Origin of the sequence: Paenibacillus sp. FSL W8-0186, assembly GCF_037969765.1 — a bacterium.
Lineage (GTDB): Bacteria > Bacillota > Bacilli > Paenibacillales > Paenibacillaceae > Fontibacillus > Fontibacillus woosongensis.
Genome location: NZ_CP150207.1, coordinates 4,840,590 through 4,866,076 on the forward strand (window position 1 = coordinate 4,840,590; position 25,487 = coordinate 4,866,076).

General features: G+C 43.5%; 20 protein-coding genes. All 20 read right to left on the bottom strand.

All coding sequences use genetic code 11. The annotated features are described in order from the left end of the window. Positions 1-201: 201 nt before the first annotated feature. Positions 202-573 carry an MmcQ/YjbR family DNA-binding protein gene (locus MKX50_RS21715; protein WP_339157774.1) on the bottom strand — a complete coding sequence of 124 codons (372 nt, stop codon included), beginning with the start codon at positions 571-573 and terminating at the stop codon, positions 202-204. Positions 574-745: 172 nt separating this feature from the next. Beyond that, positions 746-1,828, bottom strand: coding sequence for a Gfo/Idh/MocA family oxidoreductase (locus MKX50_RS21720; RefSeq protein WP_213594003.1), 1,083 nt, complete (start codon positions 1,826-1,828; stop codon positions 746-748). Between the two features lie 22 nt (positions 1,829-1,850). Next, positions 1,851-3,002, bottom strand: a complete 1,152-nt coding sequence (locus tag MKX50_RS21725; protein ID WP_339157775.1) for a Gfo/Idh/MocA family oxidoreductase — start codon at positions 3,000-3,002, stop codon at positions 1,851-1,853. A gap of 69 nt (positions 3,003-3,071) precedes the next feature. Beyond that, positions 3,072-4,673 (bottom strand): extracellular solute-binding protein, encoded by a 1,602-nt coding sequence (locus MKX50_RS21730; protein ID WP_283925893.1) that lies wholly within the window; start codon positions 4,671-4,673, stop codon positions 3,072-3,074. 106 nt (positions 4,674-4,779) lie between these two features. Continuing rightward, positions 4,780-5,652, bottom strand: coding sequence for a carbohydrate ABC transporter permease (locus MKX50_RS21735; RefSeq protein ID WP_339157776.1), 873 nt, complete (start codon positions 5,650-5,652; stop codon positions 4,780-4,782). A gap of 13 nt (positions 5,653-5,665) precedes the next feature. Beyond that, on the bottom strand, positions 5,666-6,613 hold the full coding sequence (locus MKX50_RS21740) for an ABC transporter permease subunit (protein WP_339160234.1): 948 nt from the start codon (positions 6,611-6,613) through the stop codon (positions 5,666-5,668). A 251-nt stretch (positions 6,614-6,864) separates the two neighbouring features. Further along, complete coding sequence (locus MKX50_RS21745; protein WP_339157777.1) at positions 6,865-8,457, bottom strand: extracellular solute-binding protein; 1,593 nt, start codon at positions 8,455-8,457, stop codon at positions 6,865-6,867. 38 nt (positions 8,458-8,495) lie between these two features. After that, positions 8,496-10,712 carry a helix-turn-helix domain-containing protein gene (locus tag MKX50_RS21750; protein ID WP_339157778.1) on the bottom strand — a complete coding sequence of 739 codons (2,217 nt, stop codon included), beginning with the start codon at positions 10,710-10,712 and terminating at the stop codon, positions 8,496-8,498. A gap of 170 nt (positions 10,713-10,882) precedes the next feature. Further along, on the bottom strand, positions 10,883-11,866 hold the full coding sequence (locus tag MKX50_RS21755; protein WP_339157779.1) for a hypothetical protein: 984 nt from the start codon (positions 11,864-11,866) through the stop codon (positions 10,883-10,885). Between the two features lie 523 nt (positions 11,867-12,389). Then, positions 12,390-14,915 (bottom strand): FtsX-like permease family protein, encoded by a 2,526-nt coding sequence (locus tag MKX50_RS21760; RefSeq protein WP_339157780.1) that lies wholly within the window; start codon positions 14,913-14,915, stop codon positions 12,390-12,392. Positions 14,916-14,974: 59 nt separating this feature from the next. After that, positions 14,975-15,736 carry an ABC transporter ATP-binding protein gene (locus tag MKX50_RS21765; RefSeq protein ID WP_339157781.1) on the bottom strand — a complete coding sequence of 254 codons (762 nt, stop codon included), beginning with the start codon at positions 15,734-15,736 and terminating at the stop codon, positions 14,975-14,977. Positions 15,737-15,738: 2 nt separating this feature from the next. Next, a complete protein-coding gene (locus MKX50_RS21770) occupies positions 15,739-17,568 on the bottom strand; it encodes an ABC transporter ATP-binding protein (RefSeq protein ID WP_213594029.1) in 1,830 nt (609 codons plus the stop codon). A 2-nt stretch (positions 17,569-17,570) separates the two neighbouring features. Next, on the bottom strand, positions 17,571-18,083 hold the full coding sequence (locus MKX50_RS21775; RefSeq protein WP_339157782.1) for a hypothetical protein: 513 nt from the start codon (positions 18,081-18,083) through the stop codon (positions 17,571-17,573). Between the two features lie 21 nt (positions 18,084-18,104). Next, positions 18,105-18,617 carry a MauE/DoxX family redox-associated membrane protein gene (locus tag MKX50_RS21780; protein ID WP_213594033.1) on the bottom strand — a complete coding sequence of 171 codons (513 nt, stop codon included), beginning with the start codon at positions 18,615-18,617 and terminating at the stop codon, positions 18,105-18,107. A gap of 17 nt (positions 18,618-18,634) precedes the next feature. Further along, positions 18,635-19,060, bottom strand: coding sequence for a MauE/DoxX family redox-associated membrane protein (locus tag MKX50_RS21785; RefSeq protein WP_213594035.1), 426 nt, complete (start codon positions 19,058-19,060; stop codon positions 18,635-18,637). Beyond that, a complete protein-coding gene (locus MKX50_RS21790) occupies positions 19,053-19,394 on the bottom strand; it encodes a hypothetical protein (RefSeq protein WP_213594037.1) in 342 nt (113 codons plus the stop codon). The genes MKX50_RS21785 and MKX50_RS21790 overlap by 8 nt, the downstream gene beginning before the upstream one ends. 483 nt (positions 19,395-19,877) lie before the next feature. Continuing rightward, positions 19,878-21,665: an asparagine synthase-related protein gene (locus tag MKX50_RS21795; protein WP_213594039.1), complete on the bottom strand. Its 1,788-nt coding sequence runs from the start codon at positions 21,663-21,665 to the stop codon at positions 19,878-19,880. Positions 21,666-22,078: 413 nt separating this feature from the next. Next, the gene (locus MKX50_RS21800; protein ID WP_213594043.1) at positions 22,079-22,333 is read right to left on the bottom strand and encodes a PqqD family protein; all 255 of its coding nucleotides are present in this window, start codon (positions 22,331-22,333) and stop codon (positions 22,079-22,081) included. Between the two features lie 606 nt (positions 22,334-22,939). Then, the gene (glmS, locus tag MKX50_RS21805) at positions 22,940-24,772 is read right to left on the bottom strand and encodes a glutamine--fructose-6-phosphate transaminase (isomerizing) (RefSeq protein ID WP_213594044.1); all 1,833 of its coding nucleotides are present in this window, start codon (positions 24,770-24,772) and stop codon (positions 22,940-22,942) included. Positions 24,773-25,310: 538 nt separating this feature from the next. After that, positions 25,311-25,463 carry a hypothetical protein gene (locus MKX50_RS21810; RefSeq protein WP_339157783.1) on the bottom strand — a complete coding sequence of 51 codons (153 nt, stop codon included), beginning with the start codon at positions 25,461-25,463 and terminating at the stop codon, positions 25,311-25,313. Between the last annotated feature and the right edge of the window lie 24 nt (positions 25,464-25,487).

The following is a 25,487-nucleotide window of genomic DNA, read 5'->3' on the forward strand; positions in this document are numbered from 1 at the left end:
TCCCTGGAAAATGCTCATAAAGTCATGATGCAACCTAATCTTATTGCCATTTGCCATAGATTTCCATAACAAGAAATTAACTTTAGCATCAATTTTTCAAACTTTTTAAGAGAGCTGGAGCAGGAAGAATTGAAAACTGGCAAGAGGATAGAAAAAACCAAGTAAAATCAAGGGTATTTGCTTGAAATGTACAAATTTGCTCTACTTCCCGTCAATTCTCAGGAGCACCGCCTCACGGGCTGCCTTCGTGAGCGTGCCGAGCACCAGTTCATAGGAATGGTCGATCATCTGTTCCAAGTCCTCCATAGGAAGACTGCCGTCCGCAATGACCGTGTTCCAATGTGTTTTGTTCAGGTGGTATCCGGGGCGGACACACTCGTGCTGCTCCCTTAGATTTGCCGCAATCACAGGGTCGCATTTCAGCGAAATGTGCACCTCTTTGTCATCGCCAACCTCGGTAAGCAGCGCAAACATCTTGCCTCCTACCTTCATGACTAGCGGCTCCGGACCGAACGGATAATCTTGGACAGCACCTTTTTTGGATAAACAATAGGCGGTAAGTTGGTCGTACATGGTATCACCCTTTATATGAGATTGCACTAATCATATAGGAAAATATCTATTGATGTAAAATTGAGCCTTGATAATAAAAGTGGCCTCGGTCCCCGTTTTTTTCCAAAAAAAATCACAGGCGAAATGCCCGTGATTGAAGGTTGCAGTCCCAACTGCCAATTGTAAGAACAATTTAAGCCGTTTCAATTTTTATAGCCGACGTTTGCGCTTCAATACATAAAGCCGCGGCTTTAAAGGCATGCTCCTGGGTCATCGCGTTTTCCGTCCCGTTCAGAATATCCAAAATAAACTCACCGAAATAAGGGTATCCCACCTTGCCGGAACAGTCGAAGTGACGCTCGCCTTCATGGTTGACTAAATACAAATGGTTGCCGGACGCTTCCCGGGCGATATCGATGTATTTTCGGATTTCAATATACCCGTCGGTGCCTAATATAAAGGTTCTTCCATCGCCCCACGTGCCAAGTCCATCGGGAGTCAGCCAATCCACGCGAAAATAGAACGTGGCCCCATTATCTGCGACCAGCGTAGCATCGCCGAAATCCTCGAACTTCGGATAATTCTTAAAATTGTAATTGGCTACTTTACTGTGCAGCACTTTAGCGTCCTTGGCGCCGGTATAGGATAAAAATTGCTCGATTTGATGGGAACCGATATCGCATAAAATGCCGCCGTAATAGGCGGGATCAAAAAACCAGTCCGGCCGGGCCTTGACATTGGCGCGATGCGGTCCCGTGCCGATCACTTGAACGACACGGCCAATGGCGCCCTCCTCAATCAGCTGGCCGGCAAACACAGCGCTTTCCACATGCAGGCGTTCGCCGTAATAAATGCCCCATTTAAGTCCGGTCTCTTTCGTTTTCAGACGTGCCTGATCTACTTGCTCCAATGTGGTAAAGGCCGGTTTATCGACAAAATAATGTTTGCCATGCTCCAGCGCTCTAAGCCCCAGTGCACCACGTTCAGATGGAATGCAGGCGCCGGCAATCAGTTTGATTTGCGGATCGTTTAGAATCTCCTCCTCGGTCTGTGCCGCTATCGCCTGGGGAAAAGTATTTACGAACCGCTTCACCTTCTCCGGGTCCGGGTCATAAACCGCCACGAGTTCGGCCCCTGCCTCCATGAGGCCGTTGCACATCCCATAAATATGTCCATGATCCAAGCCGATAGCTGCAAACCGAAACTCTCCCTTGCCAACTACGGGATTGGGTTTTCCTTTTGGCGCATAATTCATGCCGTCCTGCTTATTCGTCATTGTGTCTGCTCCTTTCGGGTTCTCAAGCATTGCCGCCCGACGTAATCGTATTGTCGCTAAAGTTCTCGATACTGGTTTTCTTGTCATAGAAATAGGTTGCGTTCTCCAGAATACCCTGACGCGAATAGAAAGGACTATCCGGTCCCAGCGGCAGCTTGACCGTCTGTCCGGTGCATGCGGATTGATAAATCGCCGTGATGAGCTCCAGCGTCCGTCTGCCTTGAATACCGTCTGCCAGCACAGGCGTGTTCTGTTCGATAGCATTCAGGACATCCAGGATCTGTCCGCGATGGCCTTCATAGGGAAGATCGGCTTGTTCATCGTAGACCTGCTGAATTTGAGCCTCCAAAGCCTTGTCCTCCTCCGGAAAACCGTTCGATTTAGAGAGGGATGCCGCCACTTTCCAGGGGGCAGATACACGCGCGTGCTTTCCTTGGAAGATCAGCTGCTGCTCCTGGCCATGATGCACCACGGAGCTGGTGATTTGAGCCAACGCACCGTTATCATAACGGGCTATCGCAATCGAGATATCCTCCACTTCGGCATTGCCGTGCGATGTATTGCTCATGACCGCGGTAACTTCGGCAGGCATGCCGTTCATCCATTGGAAAATATCGATATGATGCACGGCATGATTTAACGTGCAGCCGCCTCCTTCCTTTTCCCAGGTGCCCCGCCACCACAAATCGTAATAACAATGGCCCCTCCACCAGTAAGAATCGATCTGTGCGTGTACAACCGGACCGATTAATTTCGTGTCCAGCACATGCTTCAACTTCATCATAGGCGTAGTAAAGCGGTTTTGCGCCACGACAGATAAAATTTTACCGCTTCGCTCCGCTGCCTCATTGATGGCATCGCATTCTTCCAGCGAGGAAGCCATTGGCTTCTCCACGATGACATGCTTGCCAGCATTCAAGAAGGCGATTGCCGTATCCGCGTGAGTATACGGAGGCGTGCACACGGACACCAGATCGATGTCGCTGCGCTGGAGGAGCTCCTTGTAGTCAGCGTACACGGCCGCTTCCAGTTTAAACTCTTCTATTCTTTGCTTGGCCTTATCCGGGTAAATGTCACAGATGGCCACGATTTTGCATTGCTCCGGAAATTGTAAATACGCTTGGATATGCGCCGGGGAAATGGCGCCGGCCCCGATGACGGCTACATTTAACAATAGATTCCACTCCTTTAGGCTCAGGTGTAAATCGGGCCTCCCACTCGAAAGGCCCGACCAATTCATAAGTTACTGGTTGTAGAACTCATCGTATGCCGCCATTTTGCCTTCCATGACAGCTTTTCCGCCCATAGCCATGTATTCTCCAACTTTCTGTTCGTAGACCTTATCGAATTGATCCGGTTTAGCCGTCACAATCTTGGCCAGCATTTCCTTTTCGAAATCCTCCAGGATTTTGGCATATTTGATCTCAGCATCTACCGGAATATCTACCCGAGGCAAGGTATATCCATCGTTATTGCCCGCTTGAATACTTTTGACCGTGAAATCTTTAAAGTTGGCGTCAAAGGCATTGGCCGCGATGTTTTTGTCTGGCTCTTCCGTTGAAATGTATTTACCGTTGAGAATAATGCAGTAATCATAGTAGTTGTACAGCAGGTTTTGGGCTTCCGGCGTATCCAGCAGTACAGGTAATCCGTCAGCAGTCATCTCGTACGATTTGCCTTCCTCCCCGTTTTGGAGTACCAGTATATTGTTAGGATCCGCCATCCAATTCAGGTACTTGATCGCCGCAACCGCATTTTTGCTCGTAGCCGGAACCATAATATAGGCTCCGTTTGGTTCATAGACGGGCTTTGGATGTTTCCCATCCGGTGTAGAGAAAGGATCGATGGCCTCAAGCACAGCGTCTGGATTATTCGCTTTCAAGTTGGCATAGTAGCCGTTATAAACCGGTTCGTTCGTATTTGGCGTGCCTGCGCCTGCAATGCTGTTGACGACTTGCTGGGCGAAAGCTTGGCTGAAGTCATCGCTGAGCGCGAAGTCCGGATCGATTAGTCCCTCATTGTACATCTGGTTTAATAGCTGGTAGCCGTCCTTGCTGCCCGGCTGCAGCCATCTTGGAACCGCATACAAATCTTTGTCGGTAATTTCGTCCCACTTCCAGAAGGAATTTACCAAAGGCATCATATGGAACACATCGATATAACCGTAAGGAATGACTTTTCCTCCCGTGTTGCCCGGATCCTTTTCTTTAAAGGCTCGCATCGTATTTACAAATTCCTCCGTCGTTTGCGGAATCGGCAGATTTAATTGATCCAGCCAGTCCTTGCGGATAAAAGTCGTCGTTTGAGCCTGAATCACGCGAAGCGCGGGGATGACATATTGTTTTCCTTCAAAGATGCCGTAAGGCAGAGAAGGCCCCAATACTTTCTTCAGGTTGGGTCCGTGCTCATCAATGAGCGGGCCTAAATCGGTCAGACCGCCGCTTTTCACATAGTTTTGTACAGTCGGTTTGTTATACGTGAATACAATATCCGGTGCGGAACCCGATGCCATGAGCACGTTCAGCTTATCCACTTCTTCCGCCCGCGGAACCGTAACAAACTCTACGTCAATGTTGTTGGGGTCGCCGAAATTTTTCTGGATGTACTGCGCCATAAAGTTTTTCGTAATTGGCGGCTCGCCAGCCGGCGTATTGTTTCTGTCGAACAGTTCTACGGTGAGCTTAATCCGTTCTCCTTTAGCTTCCTTGGACGGATCGGCGGCACTACCTCCGTTCCCTTCTTTGCTTGATCCATTTCCCCCGCTGCCGCAACCTGCCAACACCAATGTCACACTCATGACCAAAGCCAGCAGAGCAAACAGGGGTGAGCGATATGGTTTTCGCATGCTATTGCCTCCCTTTTCATTGTTTATATATAGTGACCTTCAGCGCAGCCCGTCGCTAGACTTCTGCCGAAGAGCAGCTATTCAACTCATTCAGGCCTTAGCAGGTCTATCCCTTGACAGCCCCTGTAAGCATCCCGGAAATGAAATACTTCTGCAGCCAAGGATAGACCAGCAAAATCGGCAAGGTGGCAAACATAATACTGGCCGACTGGATGCCTTGCGGAATCGGGGTCGCTGCGTTGAAGCCTTCCTGCGCCGTAGCATCATTCACTTGGCTATTGATCACCATCTGATAAAGCTTTAACTGGAGCGGGTAAAAGTCTTTGTCACTGATATAGAACAAAGCATCCTGGAACATATTCCATCGATCCACGGCGGAATATAATCCAATGGTTGCCAAAATCGGCAGCTGCAGCGGAAGGACGATCCGAAGCAGGAATCGAAAATGACCGCAGCCGTCAATCCAGGCTGAGTCCTCCAGCTCATTGGGCATTCCGGTAAAAGAAGTCCTCATAATAATCAACAAAAAGGCGTTGATCATCAGCGGGAGAATGAGCGACATAGGTGAATCCAACAGTCTCAGTTCCTTTATAAGCAAGTAATTGGGGATAATCCCTGGGTTGAAGAACATCGTGACGATAATTAGGCCAAACATAATATTTCTGCCTTTAAAATTTCTGCGGCTTAAAGCGTAGGCCGCCATGATGGTCATCGCCAAAGCGACTGCCGTATATGTGGCGACCAGGATGACCGTAATAACAAGAGAACGCATCATGGATGCATCTCCGAAGACCGCGGAATAGGAATGAAAGTTCCATTCCACGGGCCATAGGAACACTTCACCCGACATAATGGCCCTGTTGCCGCTGAAGGATAAGGCAAAAATATGGATCATCGGCACGACGCAAAATAATGAAAAAATGCCGATAAGCACGATGATGACGATATCAATGACTTTATCAAACGAATTCCTGATCACGCACGTCCCTCCCTTAGAAGATTCCTTGATTGTTGACTTTTCTGGAAATCAGTTCAGCCGTAAGCAGCAGGACCAGCCCGACGACCGACTGGAATAATCCAACGGCAGCCGCAAGCGCAAATTGCGCGGACTGGATGCCGACTGTGTATACATAAGTACTGATGACCTGGGCTACATCCATCACATACCCGTTCTGCAAAGCATAAGGCTGTTCAAAGCTGATGTCCGCCATGCGCCCGATTTGGATAATGAACAACACGACGATGGTCGGTTTAATCCCGGGAAGCGCAATATGCCAAATCTTTCTCATTCGGCTGGCTCCGTCCACTTCTGCGGCTTCGTACAGTTCCTTATTAATCCCTGTAAGCGCTGCCAAATATAGAATCGTTCCCCAGCCTGCATAATGCCACACTCCGGCTCCCGTATAAGTAAGAATCCACATGATCGTATTTTCGAGAAACGGAATGGGCTGTCCACCAAGACTTTTTATAAATTCATTCACGCTGCCCGTGTGGGTAGCCAGCAATTGAATAGCCATTCCGCCGACAATGACCCAGGAGATAAAGTGAGGCAAATACAAGAGAGTTTGGCTCAAGCGCTTATACCAGTTGATGCGCAGCTCATTGAGCATAAGCGCCAAGATGATCGGAATCGGGAATGTCAGCAAAGAAATGACATTTAACATTAAAGTATTGCGAAGCGCTTTATAAAACTGCGGCATCGCGAAGATTTCCCGAAACACGTCTAGTCCGACCCACTCGCTCGCCCATATGCCTTTAAAAATGTTGTAGTCCTTAAAAGCGACCACGACCCCCAGCATGGGGATGTACTTGAATGTAATAAAGAATGTCATGGGCAATACCATCAGGAGATACAACGGCCATTGCCGTTTAAACCCGGTTATGGCATTCCGTCGTTTGACGGGAAGTTCTGTACCCGACCGGCGCACCTCTGTTTGCATAGGCGTCATCCTTTCCGCTGAAGTCTGTTGTTTGCTTGGAGCTAACTATACAACAGGGAATTTCCCCTGCGAAATTCTCAATTATTTTGGGGCACACACCTTTTTTTGCGGCCCATTCACCTTTTTTATATGCCTATCTATTTTTTTGTCATGCAGGATCAGCTGCCGAAATTTCAGGCACAAAAAAAGAAGCGCCTCGAGAGAATGCACGCGTCATGCATATCCCCCAAGACAGCTTCTTCATTTATGACCTACTTATGATTCTGATAAGCCCGATGTTTCTCCTCCTGAACCTGCCTCCCCCCCATCATCATATACTCTGCTACCTCCTGGTCATAAACGGAATCGAATTCCTCGGGTTTCGCCGTAAGGACTTTCACAAAGATCTCATCATTCTTATCGTTCAGAATAGCTGAGTATTTGATTTCAGACGGCAGGATGGTTGGGATCTGCGGAGTTGCAATACCGTCGTTCATTCCATATTCCACGCTCTGGAGCGCAAAGGCTTCAAACCCTGGAGTTGAAGCATTGGCTTTCAAATTCAACTGTTCGTCCGTGCTGCTGACATATTTGCCATTCAGAATGATGCAATAATCGAAATAATTAAATAGCAGGGTGTTCGCCTCTTCATTCTCCAGCGTAACTGGCAAGCCATTCTCCATTTCGTAAGTTACCCCCTCAATCCCGTTCTGAAGGGTAATATAATTTTCCGCCTGCGCCATCCAATTCAAATATTTGATCGCTGCCTCGGCGTTACGGCTCGTTTTTGGGACCATAATGTACATACCCGTCTTTTCCAAAATCGGCTTTGTTTTTTTGCCATTCGCATTGGTGAAGGGATCAATGGGAGTCAGTATCGCGTTTGGATCGTTTTTCTGCAACTCGGCCAAATACCCCATATACACAGGTTCAATCGTATTGGGAGTAGCGGCGCCAACGCGGCCGTTCACCAGGTCCTTCTGAAATTGCTGGGCATACCTGTCGAGGTGGAAATCAGGATCGATCAGACCTTCATGATACAGCCGGTTCAGAAGTTTGAACGCATCTTTGTTCCCCGGCATTATCCATCCTGGATCGGCGTATAAATCCTCCTCGGTGATGCGGTTCCAATCCCAAAACGAGTACTGCAATGGCGCTATATGATAGTAATCGATATGTCCATAGGGATAAATGGTTTCCCCGTATTTCTCCAGCCTGATCTTCTTGAACGCTTTTAGGGCTTGGTAAAACTGCTCTGTCGTTGCAGGCAGAGGCAGCCCCGCTTCCCTGAGCCAGTCTTCGCGGATCAGGGTCGTGCTTCGGGCCGTAAGCACCCGTTTAGCCGGAATCGCGAATTGCATTCCATTTAAGCGTCCATAGCTTAGGATTTCCTCCCCCAGGACAGCTTTCAGGTCTTGGCCGTACTGGTCCAGCAAAGGAGAAAGATCGGTCAATTTACCTTGAGTGAAAAAGTTATAGACCGTAGGAAGATCGTACGTAAACACGATATCCGGGGCTTGATTCGCGGCCATAAGCACTTGCAGTCTCCCTACTTCTTCAGCCCTGGGTATCGTGATGAATTCAACCTTGATTCGTTCCGGATCTCCAAAGTGCTTTTGAATATACTGCGTAATATAATTGTCCGTAATCGAGTTTGCTCCAGCAGGTTTGTTATTACGTTCGAACAGTTCGATTCTTAACGTTGTCCAACGATCAGTCGAAGCGGATTCGTCGGACCCGAGGCGTCCTCTGGCACCCTCAGCGTGGCCTGATTTATTCGATCCCGCAAGGCCGTTACAGCCCATCATAAATGACAAGATGGCGGTAACCACCATGATTGAAGTTAAAGACCGCAAAAACGGCATGGAGCCCCCTCCTCCTCCTCGATTGTTAAAACTGAGTTCTATATCGTGCGGTACATATTGCGAAACTCCCCTGGGGGAACATCTTGAAGCTTCTTGAAAGCCCGATAAAATGAATTCACATTCTGGTAACCGATTTGTTCTGCGATCGATTGAATCGAATCCTCTGTTTCTATTAATAGCCGTTTGGCCTGCTGCATTCTGATCTTCAACACATAATCAACGAATTTTTCGCCCAGTTCCTCTTTAAATAACAGGCTAAGAGCGCTTGGCTGGAGTTTGAAAATATCGCTTACCCGGGCCAGGGACAGATCCGGATCGGCAAAATGCGCGTCAATATAGCCTTTGGCTTGCATCGCAATGCTGTGATGTCTTCTAGCCTGCCGGTCCTCATCAACACAAGCCTCGAACATCGCCATGATCCCCATGAACTGATATTCGAACTCATCCAGCGTTTCTGCCGTTTCGTTCAGGTGGGCGAACCGATGCTGAAAATCCTGCTTCCAAATTTGTTGAATGTTCGCTGATAACGCGTTAACCGTCTGATCCATCCGCTTGGCAAAAATATTTACAAGCCCAGTCATGTCTTGCTTCATAAACCGCATCTTTCTTAATTCCGTGAAAATCTGCGTCAATTTCTCACGCCAATCGCTCTCGTTCATTCGGAAGGATTGAACCGCCTGATCCAGAGCTTGCAGGTAAACGTAATTATCCAGGCTCAATTTGCCGGCGCTCTTACGATTATCAATGATCGTATTCGTTCCGAAAATCATTTTCAGTTCAACGTTGTCGTGCGCATTGCGGTAAGAATCCGCGACGGTTTCGATGGAATCGGAATCGGCGCCCACCCCAATCGTTATCGTAAGCTCCAGATGCTGATTGATCCATTTTTGGAATTCCTCCGCGTAGGCTGACGTCGTTTTGCTGCTGCGTGGATCGGCTGCAATATGCTGGATGACAAAAGCGATTCGATGCGGCTCCATCCAGACATCCCAAACAAATGAATGATGGTTTTGCCCTAGGTCGCGAAAGGCGCTCTCGATAATAAATTTTAGCAAATGCTGATCCTTGACCTTGTATTTGTCCGTAAAGCCAGAATAATGATCAATTTCCACCACGATAACCCCTAGCCGGTCATACGCTTCAGGCAGGCTCAAATCCGCAAGCTTCTGCTTGAATTCTTCGTCCGTTAAATACAGATGGCCCGCCAACAAGTCGCGAAAAAGACGCTGCTGCCGCAGTAAACAATCTTCCTTATGCAAATTCTCATAATCCAGAGACCTCTTAAGCAGATGATCCAATGCCATTTCTATAAAAGTGAACTCATTATTCGCCCCCTTGATGCCCAGCTCCTCACTTTTTCGGTTCGAAAACTGGCCTACCTTTTCCATAATGGAATGAATCGGCTTGTAGTGCATATGCGTTACGATGGTAAAGCCGACCAATGCCAATAAAATGATAAAGATTAGAATAAACATCCATACACTAGAGAAGAGAGACAAGATGTTATAACCGCTATCATATACCCCCTGGGAAACAAACCTCCAGCCCGTATAATCAGATTGAACCATAATCATGTCCGCCCCGCTGTCCAAAGCCTGTGGGGCATTATCATCGTCTTCTAATAGCAGCACTGAATTGGAATCGCTTTCATTTAGCGAGTTAAGATAGTCCATAAAAGATCGCTGGTACACATTTACGACAAAGGCACCACGTACTTCATCCCCCGTATAGGCGAACTTCACAAGCGAGACAACCTTCTGCTTGTCTTCGTCAAAAGCTGCATAGGCGAATAAGCGCGGGTCATGCCAGTCCGTCGACTCTTTCTTGTCATAGTTAAACATTAAAAATTCACGATCGCCAAAAGAGTCCAGCGCATACGAGCCAAGATCCGAAATAATCCGCTGCTCGTCCTCATTGTACATATAAATTGTATTGGAAAAAGGCAGGGCTAGACTTAATTCGATAATTTTCTTCTGCAGCATGAAATCATCTACAGCATGCTTGGGCCGATCGGAAAAATACTCCTGGATATCGTTATCCATTAACAATTTGCTGACTACATTGCGTTCAATTAACATCAAATTGGCATCCAGATTAAAGACCATACGATTCAAGATCGCGTTGTTGGTCTCCTTGTACTTCTTCTCAGAGGCATTATTCAATACAAGGAAAATAATAAAGATCATCGAGGAAATGATGACGAAGAGAATAGGAGCATATGAAAGAATCGTTCGATAATACCAGTTCATTTTCATAGAGCTAATCTCCCCAAAAGCAGTTTCATAGATTATAAGAGGAAACTATCTGTATTGTTAATTAACATTTTATTAGGGGTTCTCTTTTTTTATTCCTGGGCCATATATTCGCTGTGAAGGCCTGTTTAACCTGCAAAATTTAAAGAATATCGGACAATTAAATCCTTGGTTTACAAAATAGAGTACTCTTTCTGTACGTTTTGCTTCAAGTCATTTAATAAATTAAACAAATAACTGCGTTCTCTATTTAAATTGTCCTCCAAATTTCTCTTAATTCGCTCCAATATATTCGGATTCAATGTTAAATTGTATTTAATAACTAAATTTCGCAATACCAAAAAATCATTTTTCAGCTCTATAATCGCTTCCAAAAAATTCGAACTATGCGAGACAACCTCTAGATCTAACAAATATTTTATTCGCATTTCCATTAAAACCTTATGTTCATAGAGTAAATGGAAACCCCGCCAATCCAGCTCCAACGATTGCTCTGCATTTGATATATCAACCAATAGTCTATGATATGCATCAAAACCATAGTCAAATTCTTGATCCTGAATAAGGTCATAATTTTTTTTAGAAATCAGATAATTTTCTATATTAAATATGATTTGGGGCAAGTTAATCTCACAGGTGTATTCTTTCTTCTTTTTCAAATAACGGATATTCGTCATAAAATCATAATTACTTTTTATTGCCCAATAACCCTTTTCCACTTCATCAAAAGTGCATTCAGTTACAATAAACTTTCCGTTTTCTAGATTATCAGCAATGGTAAATGTGCTTTTATTTAAATCATATCCACATATTAATACTTCATGGGGAGAAGGATACTTTTGATATGAACTACTCTGCTTGAGATAGTACCTATCCACATAAATATATATATAATAGTCCATTTCTAAAGCTTCGATAATTAAGTTTTTAATTTTTTTATCCCATTTATAGTCAACAACAGTCCGAGGAATTTCATAGTAGGATATTCCTGGGCAATTACTAAGAAGCCGGACATGATTATCAAAAGCAAAAATCCCCCAAGTATGAGCATATGTAATTTGAATAAAGTTATTATAGATCCATGGCCACAACCGATCATCCATTATAGAGAATAAACAGCCGTAAGAAGTATACGTGCTGACTTCTGGTGTTCTCATATATAGATTTTTTTTTGACATTTATAAATCCCCTGCCTTTCAAGGTCAAATTTATTTTTTTGATTATCTCTATAATTATCCGAATGAAAGTTTATACTTTTTATGGTTACTTTTAATGATTATATAAAATTAAAGTAATAATTCCTGTCGAATTTTGTTATTGTTATGTATTTGATAAGAATCTTCTTATTCGTTTCCTCTTTTAACTCTAAGTTTGCTCCAAATGGAAAAATCCAGATTGTCGATCTGGAGTATATTCACCTATAGTTTGCACTTTACCATTTCTTATTGTTCATAAATGCAAGTATTACATGACTGCACTCGAGGCAGGAACGGAAGATACTGCCCCATGAAAAAAGACTGTCTCCAAATACTTTCGTATTTTGATTACCTTGATATCCCAATTATGGTGTGAAACCGCAACAGCGCCCACGGTAACGCTGGCGTTTTTTGCGTACCACCTCATCAGCACGCCCATAAAAAAAGGCTCTCCCGAGGGAGAACCGATCGTTGAAGCTGTATACTAATCCATTTGAATGTTGGACTTCTTGGACTCAGAAACCATTCTGGCTTCTTTGCTTCCTAATAGGAACGATAAGATAAAAGTAAAAACCACAACACATATTACAATATATATTTGTTCTCTTATAGCATTATAAATCTGACCATTGTCTATCTGTGAAAAGTATAAAGTGATGAGCCATCCCGTGATAACTCCGATAACAATTCCTATCATGCCAAATAATCCACATTGAACGATAACAATTTTCCTAATTTGACCGTGGGTTGCACTTACCATACGAAGTATTGCCATTTCACGACGTTTCGTCAGGAGGATAGCCGATAGATGATTAGCCATCCCGCTCAGTCCCATCATGAGCAACAACACAAAAGTCGCTCCCAATATCAAAATGCGCTCGGACATTTGCTTTGACAGCTCCTGCAACTGAGTAGATCTGTCGCTCCAGTTGATTTCGTCATATTTATTCATTTGAAGCATCCTTATATGCTGATCTACAAGCGTTTTCTGGGTCGGATCAACGTATAGCATGACACTATGCACATTGGGTTGATCCAGTCCTGTGAGCGCAGAGTTGTTCCAATCCAAAAGTAGCAGCGAGTCTTCGTTTGCATACAACTGATCTAATACTGCTGCAAACGTAACTTTCACCTGGCGGTAAGGGTCTTTATAATCTAAAGGAACGATAGAAAATTCCAAAGTATCCCCCTTCTTAACACCCAACATTTCGGCGTAACGCGCTGTTATCATTACCGCATTTTGGGGTTCGATTTCTTGTGGCAATTGCAGATCAAGTTCCTTAACGAGAGAATGGATGTGAACCAGCTTATAGTTCGCTACTTCTCGTTTCAAAACAGGTTTATTGTGTTCATCTTTTATAAGTGGAGAAGGGGATGATTTTAAATTCAACCATTTCTGATTGCTCTTTGAGAAATCATAATTATCCAGAATTAATGTCCGATTGACGCTAACCGGAATAGCCGTTTTCACACCTGGTATTCGTTGCAAATCTTCTTGTATTTCTAACGGAACAGTCGAACGCATGCTTTTATTGCTCGATACTAAAACATCAGAGATGTAATTTGACTCTATTTGCTTTAACATGTTATCTCCAACCCATGTATAAATCGTGACGATCGGAATAGTCAATGTCATGGATAAACCAATGATAATAACAGCCAATGTACTTTGGGCTCGTTGGAAAATCAGATTTTGAACAGCAATTTTGGATTCTATGCCTGCTATTCGTTCAAGGAGCGGGGACAATATGCGCAAAACAGGTGATATCCAAAAGGGAGTTAACATATAAAGAGAGCTGGAGATCATTAATCCTCCTACAACATAGAACAGAACATGCAAGGAACTTTCTTGATCCCCCCATCTGCCTATGCCTGCGCAAAGAAGACTAATCACCAATAACCCGACCGCTATCCATTTCTGAGTATTCCGTGGACGCAAATTTTCATCAAGTATCTCATTGAGGAATTCCATTGGTAAAACTTTTGAGGCTTTATAGGCAGGAATCAAGGAAGTTAAAAAAACAAATAAAGCGATGCTTATTGCAGTGACCGCAACGTATTCATATGAAATTGAAACTGAAAATAAAGGGATGGAAAGATACCGAGCCATCCAATCTATGGTTATTTTCGTTAATAATACACCTATAAGCGAGCCGAGAAATGATCCGATAATGGCAATCGTCAACCCCTCTATACAGACCATCAATTTCAATTGACTCGGACTTCCACCGATCATACGTAGAAGAGCTAACTCTTTTTTTCTCTGTTGTACAGTAATGTAGAAACTACTCAGCATCATAAAACCACTAGCAAACAAAACCATAATCCCTAATGCATATCCGATGACTAAAAAACTATTTAATTTATCTCCCTCTTCAGAGTCACCTACGATATCCACATCCGGTATGGGATCAAAGTTGTCCTTCACAAACCGCGAAAACCTTTGCTTATCATGATCTTTGACTAAATCTATTAATAGAAGATTAACTTTTACGTCGCTTCCTACAATCTCTTGCAGGGATTGCAAATGAAAAATGGCATAGTCCGGCAACGGGCCGTCTGGTCCGTAACGATCAGGGATAATTTCCTTTACGACCCAGGGCTGTGAAGATGGAAGAGACGGTATGGATGTTTTACCGTGTAATTCGACACCCCAACGTTCGGCAAGCCTCTCGGTCAACACAATTTCAAAGGGCTGCAGAGCTTGCGTGAATTTATAGGTCGATTTCGCAATTTCGGAATGATCAACCCCAACAACATAGAAGTCAGGAGAGAGCCCGGGAATTTTAGGCGCCGCCAATATTTGCGCAAAGCCTTGAACCATCGTACTGCTCGTAATTTGATCTATTTGTTCTGGGGTAAGTCCTTGTTCAGCAGTCCTATATCCCACCATAATATCTGTATATCCAAATTGATCAAACTGTTGTTTTTTTATTGAAGCATGAAGCATTTGACCCAACAGCACCACACTAGTTAAAAGAACTGTACCTAGCATTACGCCGATGAGCATATAGATCATCCTACTCTTTTTCGCAAGAAGCATCTTCCAGGCTAGCATCAGAATAACCATCAGATATCAACCTTTCCTTGCGATGCAAGTTGAAGATCGACGATAACCGAAACCCGTTTATTGTGGTCACATTCCTTGTCATTAGCATGATCAAGAACCAGTTTGCCATCGTGTATAAAAATGACCCGATCCGCATGTGCAGCCACTTGAGGATCGTGAGTAACTAACAGAATGGTTTGATTGCGATGTTTCTGAAGTTGAACCAGCAAAGACAAAATATGAGTGGTCGTTACCGAATCCAAATTTCCAGTTGGTTCGTCAGCAAGCAATAGGCAAGGATTTTGCACGAGGGCTCTCGCGATCGCGACACGCTGCTGCTCCCCACCTGATAAAGTGTGAGGGTATTGTTTTCTTTTGTTAAGCAAACCTACCTTCTCAAGCAGATCTCTCGCTTTATCGTAAGCCTCTTTCTTCTTCACGCCTACCAGCAACAAGGGCATGGCAACATTGTCTTCGGCATTAATCGAGGCAATAAGATTAAAAAACTGGAATATGAATCCAACTTTTTCTCTTCGGTATTGTGTAGCATGTGGTTCAACGGAAATATCTTGCAAAGATTGACCATCGACTCGTATATTACCTTCCGACGGTTCAATCAATGCTCCGACAAGTTGTAGTAAGGTTGTTTTACCAGAGCCGCTTTTCCCCATGACGACAATGAATTCTCCACGTGATACAGCTAGGTTGATATCCTTAATGACATATGTCATTTCCGAATGCGTTGTATAGAATTTGCTGAGATTTTCTATTTCCAGAATCACAGTCAAAGTGCTCGCCTCGATTCGTTTTCTGTGTCTTGATACCATTGTGATTGGGTACGGTACATTTTAGCATACTCCCCGTTTAACGAAAGTAATTCTTTATGGTTGCCAATTTCAATAATTTCCCCTTGCTTCATAACTAAGATACGATCGCATAATCGAGCTGGACCAAGCCGATGAGAAATGATAATACTTGTTTTCTGATTCGATAGTTGATGCATTTGTTGTATAATGTCTACTTCAGTACGCGGGTCTAGTGCAGCTGTCGGTTCATCTAGTATAACAATCTCTGCATTTTTCATTAAAGCTCTAGCTATCGCTACTCTCTGCCATTGTCCCCCTGAAAGTTCTTGTCCTGAAATGAACTGACTGCTTAATTTCGTTTCCAGACCCTGCGGTAATTGTTTTACTAAAGAATTTAAGCCTGTATTTTCAAGGACACCTCTAATTTTTTCATCATTTTCGATGTCTGCAAGATGACCGAAACCGACATTATCGCGTAACGACAGACGGTAGCGTACAAAATCCTGAAATACGCAAGTGACTTTTGCTAGGAAAGAAGTTTGATCGATTTCACGGATATCTACCCCGCCAATTAATATCCGCCCCTGTGTTGGAGAATAGAGGCCTAGCATCAGTTGGACTAATGTTGTTTTACCCGCACCATTCTCCCCTACGATAGCAATTTTTTCACCTTGCCTAATTTGGAGTGAAACATTCCGAATACTCTCTTTATGCTTCCCATATCGGAAACTAACTTCTTGGAATTCGATTGCGTGAAAATGAGGCTTTGGAAAAGGAAGAGTTCCTTGCCCCGTTTCGATATTCTTATTCAGAAATGAATAATAATGATTCAGATTAAATAGGCTCTCCCACAGTTGCATTACCACTGCACTCAAACCGCCTACCAGACCCTGAATCATTAATACTGACGCAATTAATGCTACAAAACTACCAATACTAATTGCCCCATCTTTTACTTGCCAAAGTAATAGTAAACCCACAACAATCGCGGAAGATGTCATGAACATAGAACCAAAAGTACCGCCGAGAGCTTCTTGTTTTTTATTCTTTAGTTGGAACCCTCGAAAGTTTAACTGGATTTGTTTCCATCTCGATATCAGGTGTTCTGCAAGTTGAAAGATTCTTATTTCACGTGCCGATTCTTTAAGTTGCAATAATCGGTACAAATAATCCATCTCACGTCCTTCTTCCGTACTGTGGAGCGTAAAACGGAAACGTTTCTTTTTCGCAATAAATAGTAATAAAATACCGGGAATCGTAGACACAATTAATCCCAAGGGAAGAGCCCAACTAACGTATGCTAAAAGTCCGAATACACTAATGATTGTTAGTATAGTTTTCAACCCTTGAAACAAGTACTGTATGAAATCAAAACATCCCATGTTTAATGCCGTTTGGGCCATCGTCATTTGATTAAAAAATGCATGATCTTCGAAGTGTTGAAGAGGGACGGCGTTAATCTTCTTCAACAAGTCATGTTTCATCTTCATGTTGGCATCTTGCTGAACGATTGTGTAAATGTATTTTTGGATTTCTGTTATGGTAACCAACACGAATCCTGAGCCGTAGTAGATAAATAATGAAAACATAACGATGTAAATAGACCCTTGTCCTGTTGATAAAGTCGAAACTTGATCAATCAGAACTTTATGAAGCCAGATTTGAACAGTAGGTATAAAGGCCAAAATAAACATAATAAAGATCCATGCAGACATCAATATAGGATGCGCTTTCCATCCAATCAAAAATATTAATTTAATATGCCGTAATGAATCCAAAGATAAGCGGCGTATCCCCCCCTTGTTCATCCCTATTCACCCGTAAATTCAGGGAAGTTTTCTCGCTGTGCTTTTAGCCAAGACTCTAATTGTTGAACAGATACAATATCCCGGCGCAAAATAACTGATTTCTGATCTAATATTAAACCGAATGGAAATTTATTGACTTTTAAAAGACTAGTCATCTCTTTTCTGATCTGGTATACAGGAATTTCTGAAGGAATATCTATCGTTTCATCTTTTTTCCCATAATAAAGAATTCGAATTGGAATCATTTGATCGTTATACTGTTTTGAAAGTTCTTTAAGTACGGCCACACAAAATTTACACCCGCCCGAGACGAGCAAAATAAAAGTAATATTATTTTCCTTAGCAATGCTTCGTAAGTATTGTGTGTCGTTTGCCGCTTCAACTGGAACATTCGGAATGCGCATACCGGGAGGCAATCCCCCCCCGTTTTTATGTTTTCGAAATTGTAAAGCCAGAGTACATAGGAGCACAGTTTGAATACTCAATAACATCCAAAGAGCAAGTTGACTTTGCACAAAGATTCCTAACCTCCTCATTTAATCGATGAGACGAGAGATCATTCCAGTTCCAACCAAACAAAGAATTCCCATAAAAATGATAGCTATTGAACTAGGATCATGAATGGTGTGAAGCAGTTTAGTATAATTTGTAGGCTGTATGCAAACAGGAATCCAATAGATGGTTAGGATTAGCGAATGCATCAAAGTTCCTAATCCCATCTCACCTGTTATTAATCTTCCAAAACAATGGCAGGCGAGGTCTTTTTTCTCAAGCATCACTTTTGCATTCGCAATCACAAACGAGACAAACACAAGAAGCAAGGCAGCGAGCAACAGATACGATTCTGAAGTAATAAATAAGATTACCGCTAGTATGACTTCCGCAAACGGCAGTAAAAAGCCAAAACCACGGGCAAGATAAGTCGGTAAAATCCCAACGGCAATTGCACTTCTTATCGTACCTTGAATATCGTACATCTTACTAATACCAGACAAAAGGAGTGTAATCGCAATTGCATAAGCCATCAGAAGCGAAGTAATTTCCAACATTCGGCCCTCCTTCAATTTCATACTCCCAACAAATTAATACCGATAAATATTAAGACAACAGATAATATCGCACTGTTATTAACAAGATCACGACTTGTAATCTCTTTAGGAGTGTTTAAGCCAAAACATCCACATCCATTCTTGAGTACAAGCCCTTTCCTTGGTATCAACACAAATAGAAATAGGATTTGCAAACACGCAACCATCATGAAGCCAAACACCTGCATCCAAGGTACAACCAGCCAAAGGGCAGTGATGAGTTCAATTGCAGCAAGAAAGGGAGAAAGTACGGATGCTTTTTTCTTGTTTGTCAATTTATAGTCCCCTGTAACGATACGGTAAAAGCCATACGCATTTCGTAATTTTTGTGTGCTGCTTTTATAGTAGATAACTGCCATTCCGATCGCAGTCATCCATTGGAGGATACCTAGCCAGTTAATCATGCTCATTTTCCTTTTCAAAATGTTTAATAAACTCTACGATTTGATTTTTATATTCAGAGTCAAATCTGTTTAGGACAATCATATCCTGGTCCAAGATCCCTTCCTTAACGCATCCAAGTGACGGATAAAAATAATCAGTAATCCCTTGAAACATAGACAGATCGCTAGAACTAAACATAGAAATGTCATAAATAAGAATCTTTTCTCTCTCAATATGTTGGCAAATGAAATCTCTCATCTTCCGAGTATTCGGATAACGCGTAAAATCAAGACATAAAGCAAAGCCAGTAAACCCTCCATACAATTTATTCCTAACTTCTCTAACAGGCATCATGCTCGCTAAAGCACTCTCTTGCTGAAAGATCTGTCTCCTAGCGGTTATCACAAGGATCAATATGAGTGCTAAGCTAATGGATAAAGAAGATATTATCATCTAATCACTCACTTCCGATATCAGTAAAAAAAGAATGTGCGTACCTGCAATTAGATTACCTAATGATATAGATTAGCAATCGCTATCAGAACTGCATTGATCCCTTGGTTGAGACGTTGTACACATGGAAGCTGACCCACAATGACAATCACCAAAGGTGGCGCAAGTTACCGTCATAATACAGTCGGAGTAAGTATATTTATAATATCCCGTTTTGTCTGCCCACCAATTTTCAGTGCCCCAGTCGCAATCACCTTTGATCAAATTGCTTGAATCTCCGTAAATAGTAAGCATTGGAGTTGAATAATTCATTAGAATTCCTCCCAAATAATTTGTATTTTAAACTCCCTTTGCGGGTACGCACACCGATATTTAATCTTCAGATCATGAAACACTCGTTTTTTGTTCAAGCCTATAAAGCCAAATCTCGATCGCCATTAGAACCCATATGTCATCTCTTGTCAAATGGCCTTGTCTCCACAGCTCTAAAGCTGCTCGCCATTCTTTCAAGTCGATAAACCCAAATCGACATACTCTTCCTTTTTCAATAGCGGGATAAAGAACCGGCCAACTCTGCCGCAAACCTTGAAAGGTTAGCGAGAGATGATCGGTTTTGTTTTCCCTCCAAATCACATCATTAGGCAATTTGTTCTGCATCGTACGCCTAAGTAACCACTTCGGCGTTCCGGCATTCCAGCACAGCTCTCCCGGAATCGAATATAGGAATTCAATTAATCGCCGGTCAAGAAATGGATGGCTAATATCAACGCCAAATTCCGCTGCTATAACTCGATCAGAAAAAATGCGTGCTTTTGTTCCCGAAATTTGACGGAAAAAATTTTTTTTATTAAACGTATTTATTTGTTTTAGCTCATCGATATATTCTTCTTTTCGATCGGTAGTCCACTCTTTTATTAATCCGAGATTAAGATGAGGGGCAATCGCACTATGCCAGAGTACTTTCGGGACAGACAATCGTCTATGAAGTGCGAACGGATAAATATGACTAAACAAGGCTTTTATTTTAAGCTGTCCAGCTAGATCTGCGAGAACAACTTCTGATCCTCCCAGAACATGGTCACCACCATAACCAGTCAGGATCGTCTTTGCTCCTTCCTTAACGCTTCGCTCAATTGTTGCTCTAGTCAAGGCATATGTCGCGGCGTTGACAGCAGGTTCGAATGAAAACGATACGTCTTGAGGAAAATTGTAAAATACTCCATAGTCGTCGCAAACTTCGAAGCGCGGTTCGACCTCGTATTGTTGAAGAACAGGATGAATATATTCCCTTTCATCGCTTGACTTATGAAGATTAAAGATTCCGCTTACCGCAAAAGTCTTATAACCGGAATTGAACTGGGATAGATGTTGTGCAATCGCAAAAACAGATGTGGAATCCAACCCGCCACTCATCAAGACAGCATTGGGATGTGTAGAATTAAGCCGATATTGAACGCTCTCCGCTAATAGATGGAATAAGTGCTCGGTATATTCACTCAAATCTCGATAGTTAAACGATTGATTGACATTCGATATACTCCAATAGCGTTGAGTACTTGCTCCTCTAGGATCAACCGATACCCTCGCTCCGCTCCGAACCCGAAATAAACCTTTAAATGGTGTGATTTCATTGTCGGCGCTTGCATTCGACTTATAGAAATCGAAAAAATACTCGTCGTTAAGATGCTGTAACCGTATACAAGATTCCATTAAAAAAATGTCACTAGCAAAGTAAAGTGTCGTTTCTTGAAGAGACCAAAATAATGTCTTTATTCCAAGCTGATCGCGAACGAATATTGCTTGATGACGAGATGTATCCCAGATCAAAAATGAAAATTCTCCAAGCAATAGGGCAAATACATCGAGCCCCTTTTCTAGAAACAAGTGTAAAATAAGTTGTTCATCGGATATGTCTGCGCCTAATAAGGGCAACAGAGTTAAAAGCTCTTTTCGATTGTCAAGCCGTACATCGCCAACAAAATAACAATTGTCATTGTGTGTAATGGGATTATGTTCATAGGAAGAATCCATGCTGAAAAAGGCAAACGATTTTTGAATGATTTGATGTTTGTAGACGTTGTAATTAAAAGGGGTGTTACGATTTATCCTTTCAATCTCTTCAAGTGAAAGCTCAGAATGATCAAGCTTTATAACTCCTGAGAACCATCGCATCGTATTTTATTTCAATCCTTTCGAACTTAGGATGATAATAAATTGTTTTGTATATCCCTCGTCTTCATTAATGTTTTTATCATTAAGAACAAGCCATGCGTGTGAGGAGAATGGAAACTTTTTGACTCCGATCACTAAATCTACAGGTATAGAGCATTTTGTCCTAACAAATCGAAAACCGAGAAATGACCGATGTAAACATTCTGCTTTAAATGGAGCCAGTGCGCATACCATATCGATTATACGCAGTAAGTGATTCATTCGATCGATATGTTTTCGTTCATTTTCTGAATGCTTGGATATCGGATATCGTTCAACATATTTAGGGAAAATCTTTTGAAAACCGTATATTCGAAGTTCGATTTGAAATCGAATAAGAGCAAATACGATCTGTATAAATTGGAAGGAGTTTCTCATGATCTATGTACCAACCCGTTTCGGATGAGATCACTTAATAGGACCTCGAGGTCGCGACGTACAATGACCGGATCAGCTTTATATGTCTTTTCAAAATATTGATAAATTTCATTCATTTCCGTAGTAAATAAGAGCTTCCAAAATTCGCTCCCAATATGATTTAGCCCATAAAACTGCCCTGTTCGCAAGTTGAGCAGAACAAACTCTCCATTTTCTTGAGCTTCATAAATCTGATCGTCTTTTCTAAACATCTTAACCCTCTCCAAACGTCAGCTTTGTCACCTTCACACAAATTCAAGCCTCAATCTCATTCCTACCAAACGAAATTTGACAGAAGTTCTGAAAGTAAATATGACATAAAGAGCCTTAAAAAAGGTAGTATGTACATATATTAACAAATGATTACATTTTTGTATACCTTTTTTTGGGTAGTATGTATTTTATTAATTTTTCTCCTTTTCTTCTTGACTAATTAGCATCATTTTGACAGCTTAAGCATTTGACATATTCTAATTTGAATTGTTGTTTTTGCACTTATGACTGTTTTGTAAGCTGTTCAGCTAGTTCTTCTTTATTTATCTGATTAATGAATGTGGAAGTTGTTGAAGCAAACATTGTCATCTATGCCAGCTCTACCACCTAACAACTCAACAGTTTTTTAATGCTAGACTTTTTTTATATCTTCTTCCATAATATAAATTCATTTCAACTCATTAGTTTACTACCGTTAATCTGGTTAATAAAAAGAGGGAAGCTTGGAATCATACCTCCAAGCTTCCCTCTAAATGCATCATCATCTTACATGTTAGTCCATATTTTTTTAACACTGGAACATATTCTAATGTCCCTAACTCCCCCTACTCCACCGTCACACTCTTCGCCAGGTTGCGCGGTTTGTCAACGTCGTTGCCGCGAGCCAGGGCAGCGTAATAAGCAAGCAGTTGCAGAGGGACAACGGACAACGCCGGGGTAAGCATCGGCAGCGTCTTCGGAATAGAGAGCGCTTGATCGACAGACTTCAGCAAGTCCGCAACATGCTCCTCATGGGTGATGGCCATGACATCCGCGCCGCGTGCCTTCACTTCCTTGATGTTGCTGACGGTCTTCTCAAGCACGTTGTCTTGGGTGACCAGGGCAATGACCGGAATTCCTTCCTCGATCAATGCAAGCGTACCGTGCTTCAGTTCTCCGGCTGCATAAGCTTCGGAATGGATATAGGAAATTTCCTTCAGCTTCAGTGAGCCTTCTTGTACAACGGAGTAATCCAGGCCGCGTCCGATAAAGAACAGATGCTCGTGATCCGCAATTTGCTCGGCATAAGCCTTCACTGCGTCCGCCTTCTCCAGCATGCTCTCTACTTGTTCAGGCAGGGACTGCATCGCCGCAATGACATGGGCGATCTCCTCCTCGCTTTGTGTGCCGCGAACCTGAGCCATGTACAATCCAAGCAGGTAGAACGCGATCAACTGCGAGGTATAAGCTTTCGTCGAAGCGACAGCGATCTCCGGTCCGGCCAGCGTAGCGATAACATCGTCCGCATCGCGGGCGATCGAGCTGCCGACCACGTTCGTAACAGCGAGTACGTGAGCACCGTTCGCATGGGCTTCACGCAGCGCAGCCAGCGTATCCGCCGTTTCGCCGGATTGGCTGACAACGATGACGAGCGTGTCCGGCGTGATCAGCGGCGAGCGATAGCGGTATTCGGATGCCACGTCGTTCATCACCGGAATGCGAACCAACTGCTCAATGGCCGCGCCGCCAACAAGTCCGGCATTGTATGCCGTACCGCAGGCTACGATGTGAATGCTGCTGAGGCTGCGTATTTTCTCCTCTGTCAGCTTCAAATCAGGGAAGACGACCTGGCGTCCGTCCTCGCTGATCCGGCCTCTCATCGTGTCACGGTAGGCTTTAGGCTGCTCATGGATTTCCTTCAGCATGAAATGATCGAAGCCGCCTTTTTCTGCGGTCACCGCATCCCAATCGACAGAAATCATTTCCCGAGAAATAAAGTTCCCCTCAATGGTCATCAATTCGACAGCATCTTCGGTCAGAACCGCCATCTCACCGTCATTCAAAATATATATTTTGCGCGTGTAATTCAAAATGGCAGGAATGTCTGAGCCGATGAAGTTCTCCCCTTCACCCAGCCCAATAATCAGCGGGCTCGCCTGACGTACAGCGACAAGCTTGTTCGGTTCATATTCCGTCAGCACCCCAAGCGCAAAAGCACCGCGCATATAGGTGATGGCCTTCTGAACCGCCTTGACGATGTCTCCTTCATACTCGCGAGCAACCAAATGGGAGATGACTTCCGTATCCGTCTCGGAAACAAATACGTACCCTTGGCTGATCAGTTCTTCCTTCAGCTCTAAATAGTTCTCCACGATCCCGTTATGCACAACGGAGAACTTCTGGCTGTGATCGGTATGCGGATGCGAGTTCACATCCGACGGCTTGCCATGAGTAGCCCAGCGTGTATGTCCGATGCCGGCCGTACCTACAAGCGGCGTATCCTCCAGCTTCGATTCCAGATTGGCCAGACGGCCGATCGACTTGGCGATTTGCAGACCCTCCGGTGTAAATACGGCGATGCCTGCGGAATCGTACCCACGGTACTCCAGCTTCTTCAGTCCCTCGATCAATACGGTTTGCGTGTCTCTCTTCCCAATATATCCAACAATCCCACACATATTTATATATCCTCCGTTTCATCATCTCAGAATTAATGTGCTCGAAATGAAAGGAAACGGAAGAATTACACCGCAGTACACAGAGACAGCATATTCAATTGTCAAAAATTAAATATATGAAAACAATTAGAAAAGTCTGAAATTATCCAGGCATTTTCATGAATGTCCGCTTCTCTCCGCACACTGCGGTTCTCCCGCATCTTTCTCTTTGCACATTCATGAACACATATCATTACTCTCCAGCATCCTTCCGGGAAGCTTGTCAGAACAGTCGCCCATTCCTTTTGACTTCCTCGGTCACGGTATGGATGAAATACCGGGAGGTCCCCGCCGAACATTTCGAACACCTCCACCTCGTCAGCTTCGATTGCCGAGCTCAGTCTCGTAGAAAGTTAGCATCACCTGATATCCACGGGCACGGCTGCATCACATGGATAACCTTGTACATACTACGAGAACATGCTTCGCGCGAATGAAGCTCTGGCGCTTAGACTTGCTAGGTAACCTCACAACCCTCGCTTTCTGTTTTTGAATATGCTTAATTATATGCAACTGCAAACCATTTGGCAATAATCATCTCGTCCTGGGCTTCACTGCCCCCTTTCTTTTCATGGCCTGATCCTTTCCCGCACAGCTCTATACCCGTAAAAAAAGCCGCTGAAACAGGTGTCCCCCGTCCCAGCGGCTTCATGTTATAAATTACGTAAATAGTCCC

Coding starts and splice junctions, on each gene's coding strand:
- MKX50_RS21715 (WP_339157774.1), bottom strand. CDS start 573: ATGTACGACCAACTTACCGCCTATTGTTTATCCAAAAAAGGTGCTGTC.
- MKX50_RS21720 (WP_213594003.1), bottom strand. CDS start 1,828: ATGACGAATAAGCAGGACGGCATGAATTATGCGCCAAAAGGAAAACCC.
- MKX50_RS21730 (WP_283925893.1), bottom strand. CDS start 4,673: ATGCGAAAACCATATCGCTCACCCCTGTTTGCTCTGCTGGCTTTGGTC.
- MKX50_RS21740 (WP_339160234.1), bottom strand. CDS start 6,613: ATGCAAACAGAGGTGCGCCGGTCGGGTACAGAACTTCCCGTCAAACGA.
- MKX50_RS21745 (WP_339157777.1), bottom strand. CDS start 8,457: ATGCCGTTTTTGCGGTCTTTAACTTCAATCATGGTGGTTACCGCCATC.
- MKX50_RS21750 (WP_339157778.1), bottom strand. CDS start 10,712: ATGAAAATGAACTGGTATTATCGAACGATTCTTTCATATGCTCCTATT.
- MKX50_RS21755 (WP_339157779.1), bottom strand. CDS start 11,866: ATGAGAACACCAGAAGTCAGCACGTATACTTCTTACGGCTGTTTATTC.
- MKX50_RS21760 (WP_339157780.1), bottom strand. CDS start 14,915: ATGCTCATCGGCGTAATGCTAGGTACAGTTCTTTTAACTAGTGTGGTG.
- MKX50_RS21770 (WP_213594029.1), bottom strand. CDS start 17,568: ATGAACAAGGGGGGGATACGCCGCTTATCTTTGGATTCATTACGGCAT.
- MKX50_RS21780 (WP_213594033.1), bottom strand. CDS start 18,617: ATGTTGGAAATTACTTCGCTTCTGATGGCTTATGCAATTGCGATTACA.
- MKX50_RS21785 (WP_213594035.1), bottom strand. CDS start 19,060: ATGATTAACTGGCTAGGTATCCTCCAATGGATGACTGCGATCGGAATG.
- MKX50_RS21790 (WP_213594037.1), bottom strand. CDS start 19,394: ATGATGCCTGTTAGAGAAGTTAGGAATAAATTGTATGGAGGGTTTACT.
- MKX50_RS21795 (WP_213594039.1), bottom strand. CDS start 21,665: ATGCGATGGTTCTCAGGAGTTATAAAGCTTGATCATTCTGAGCTTTCA.
- MKX50_RS21800 (WP_213594043.1), bottom strand. CDS start 22,333: ATGTTTAGAAAAGACGATCAGATTTATGAAGCTCAAGAAAATGGAGAG.
- glmS (WP_213594044.1), bottom strand. CDS start 24,772: ATGTGTGGGATTGTTGGATATATTGGGAAGAGAGACACGCAAACCGTA.
- MKX50_RS21810 (WP_339157783.1), bottom strand. CDS start 25,463: ATGAAGCCGCTGGGACGGGGGACACCTGTTTCAGCGGCTTTTTTTACG.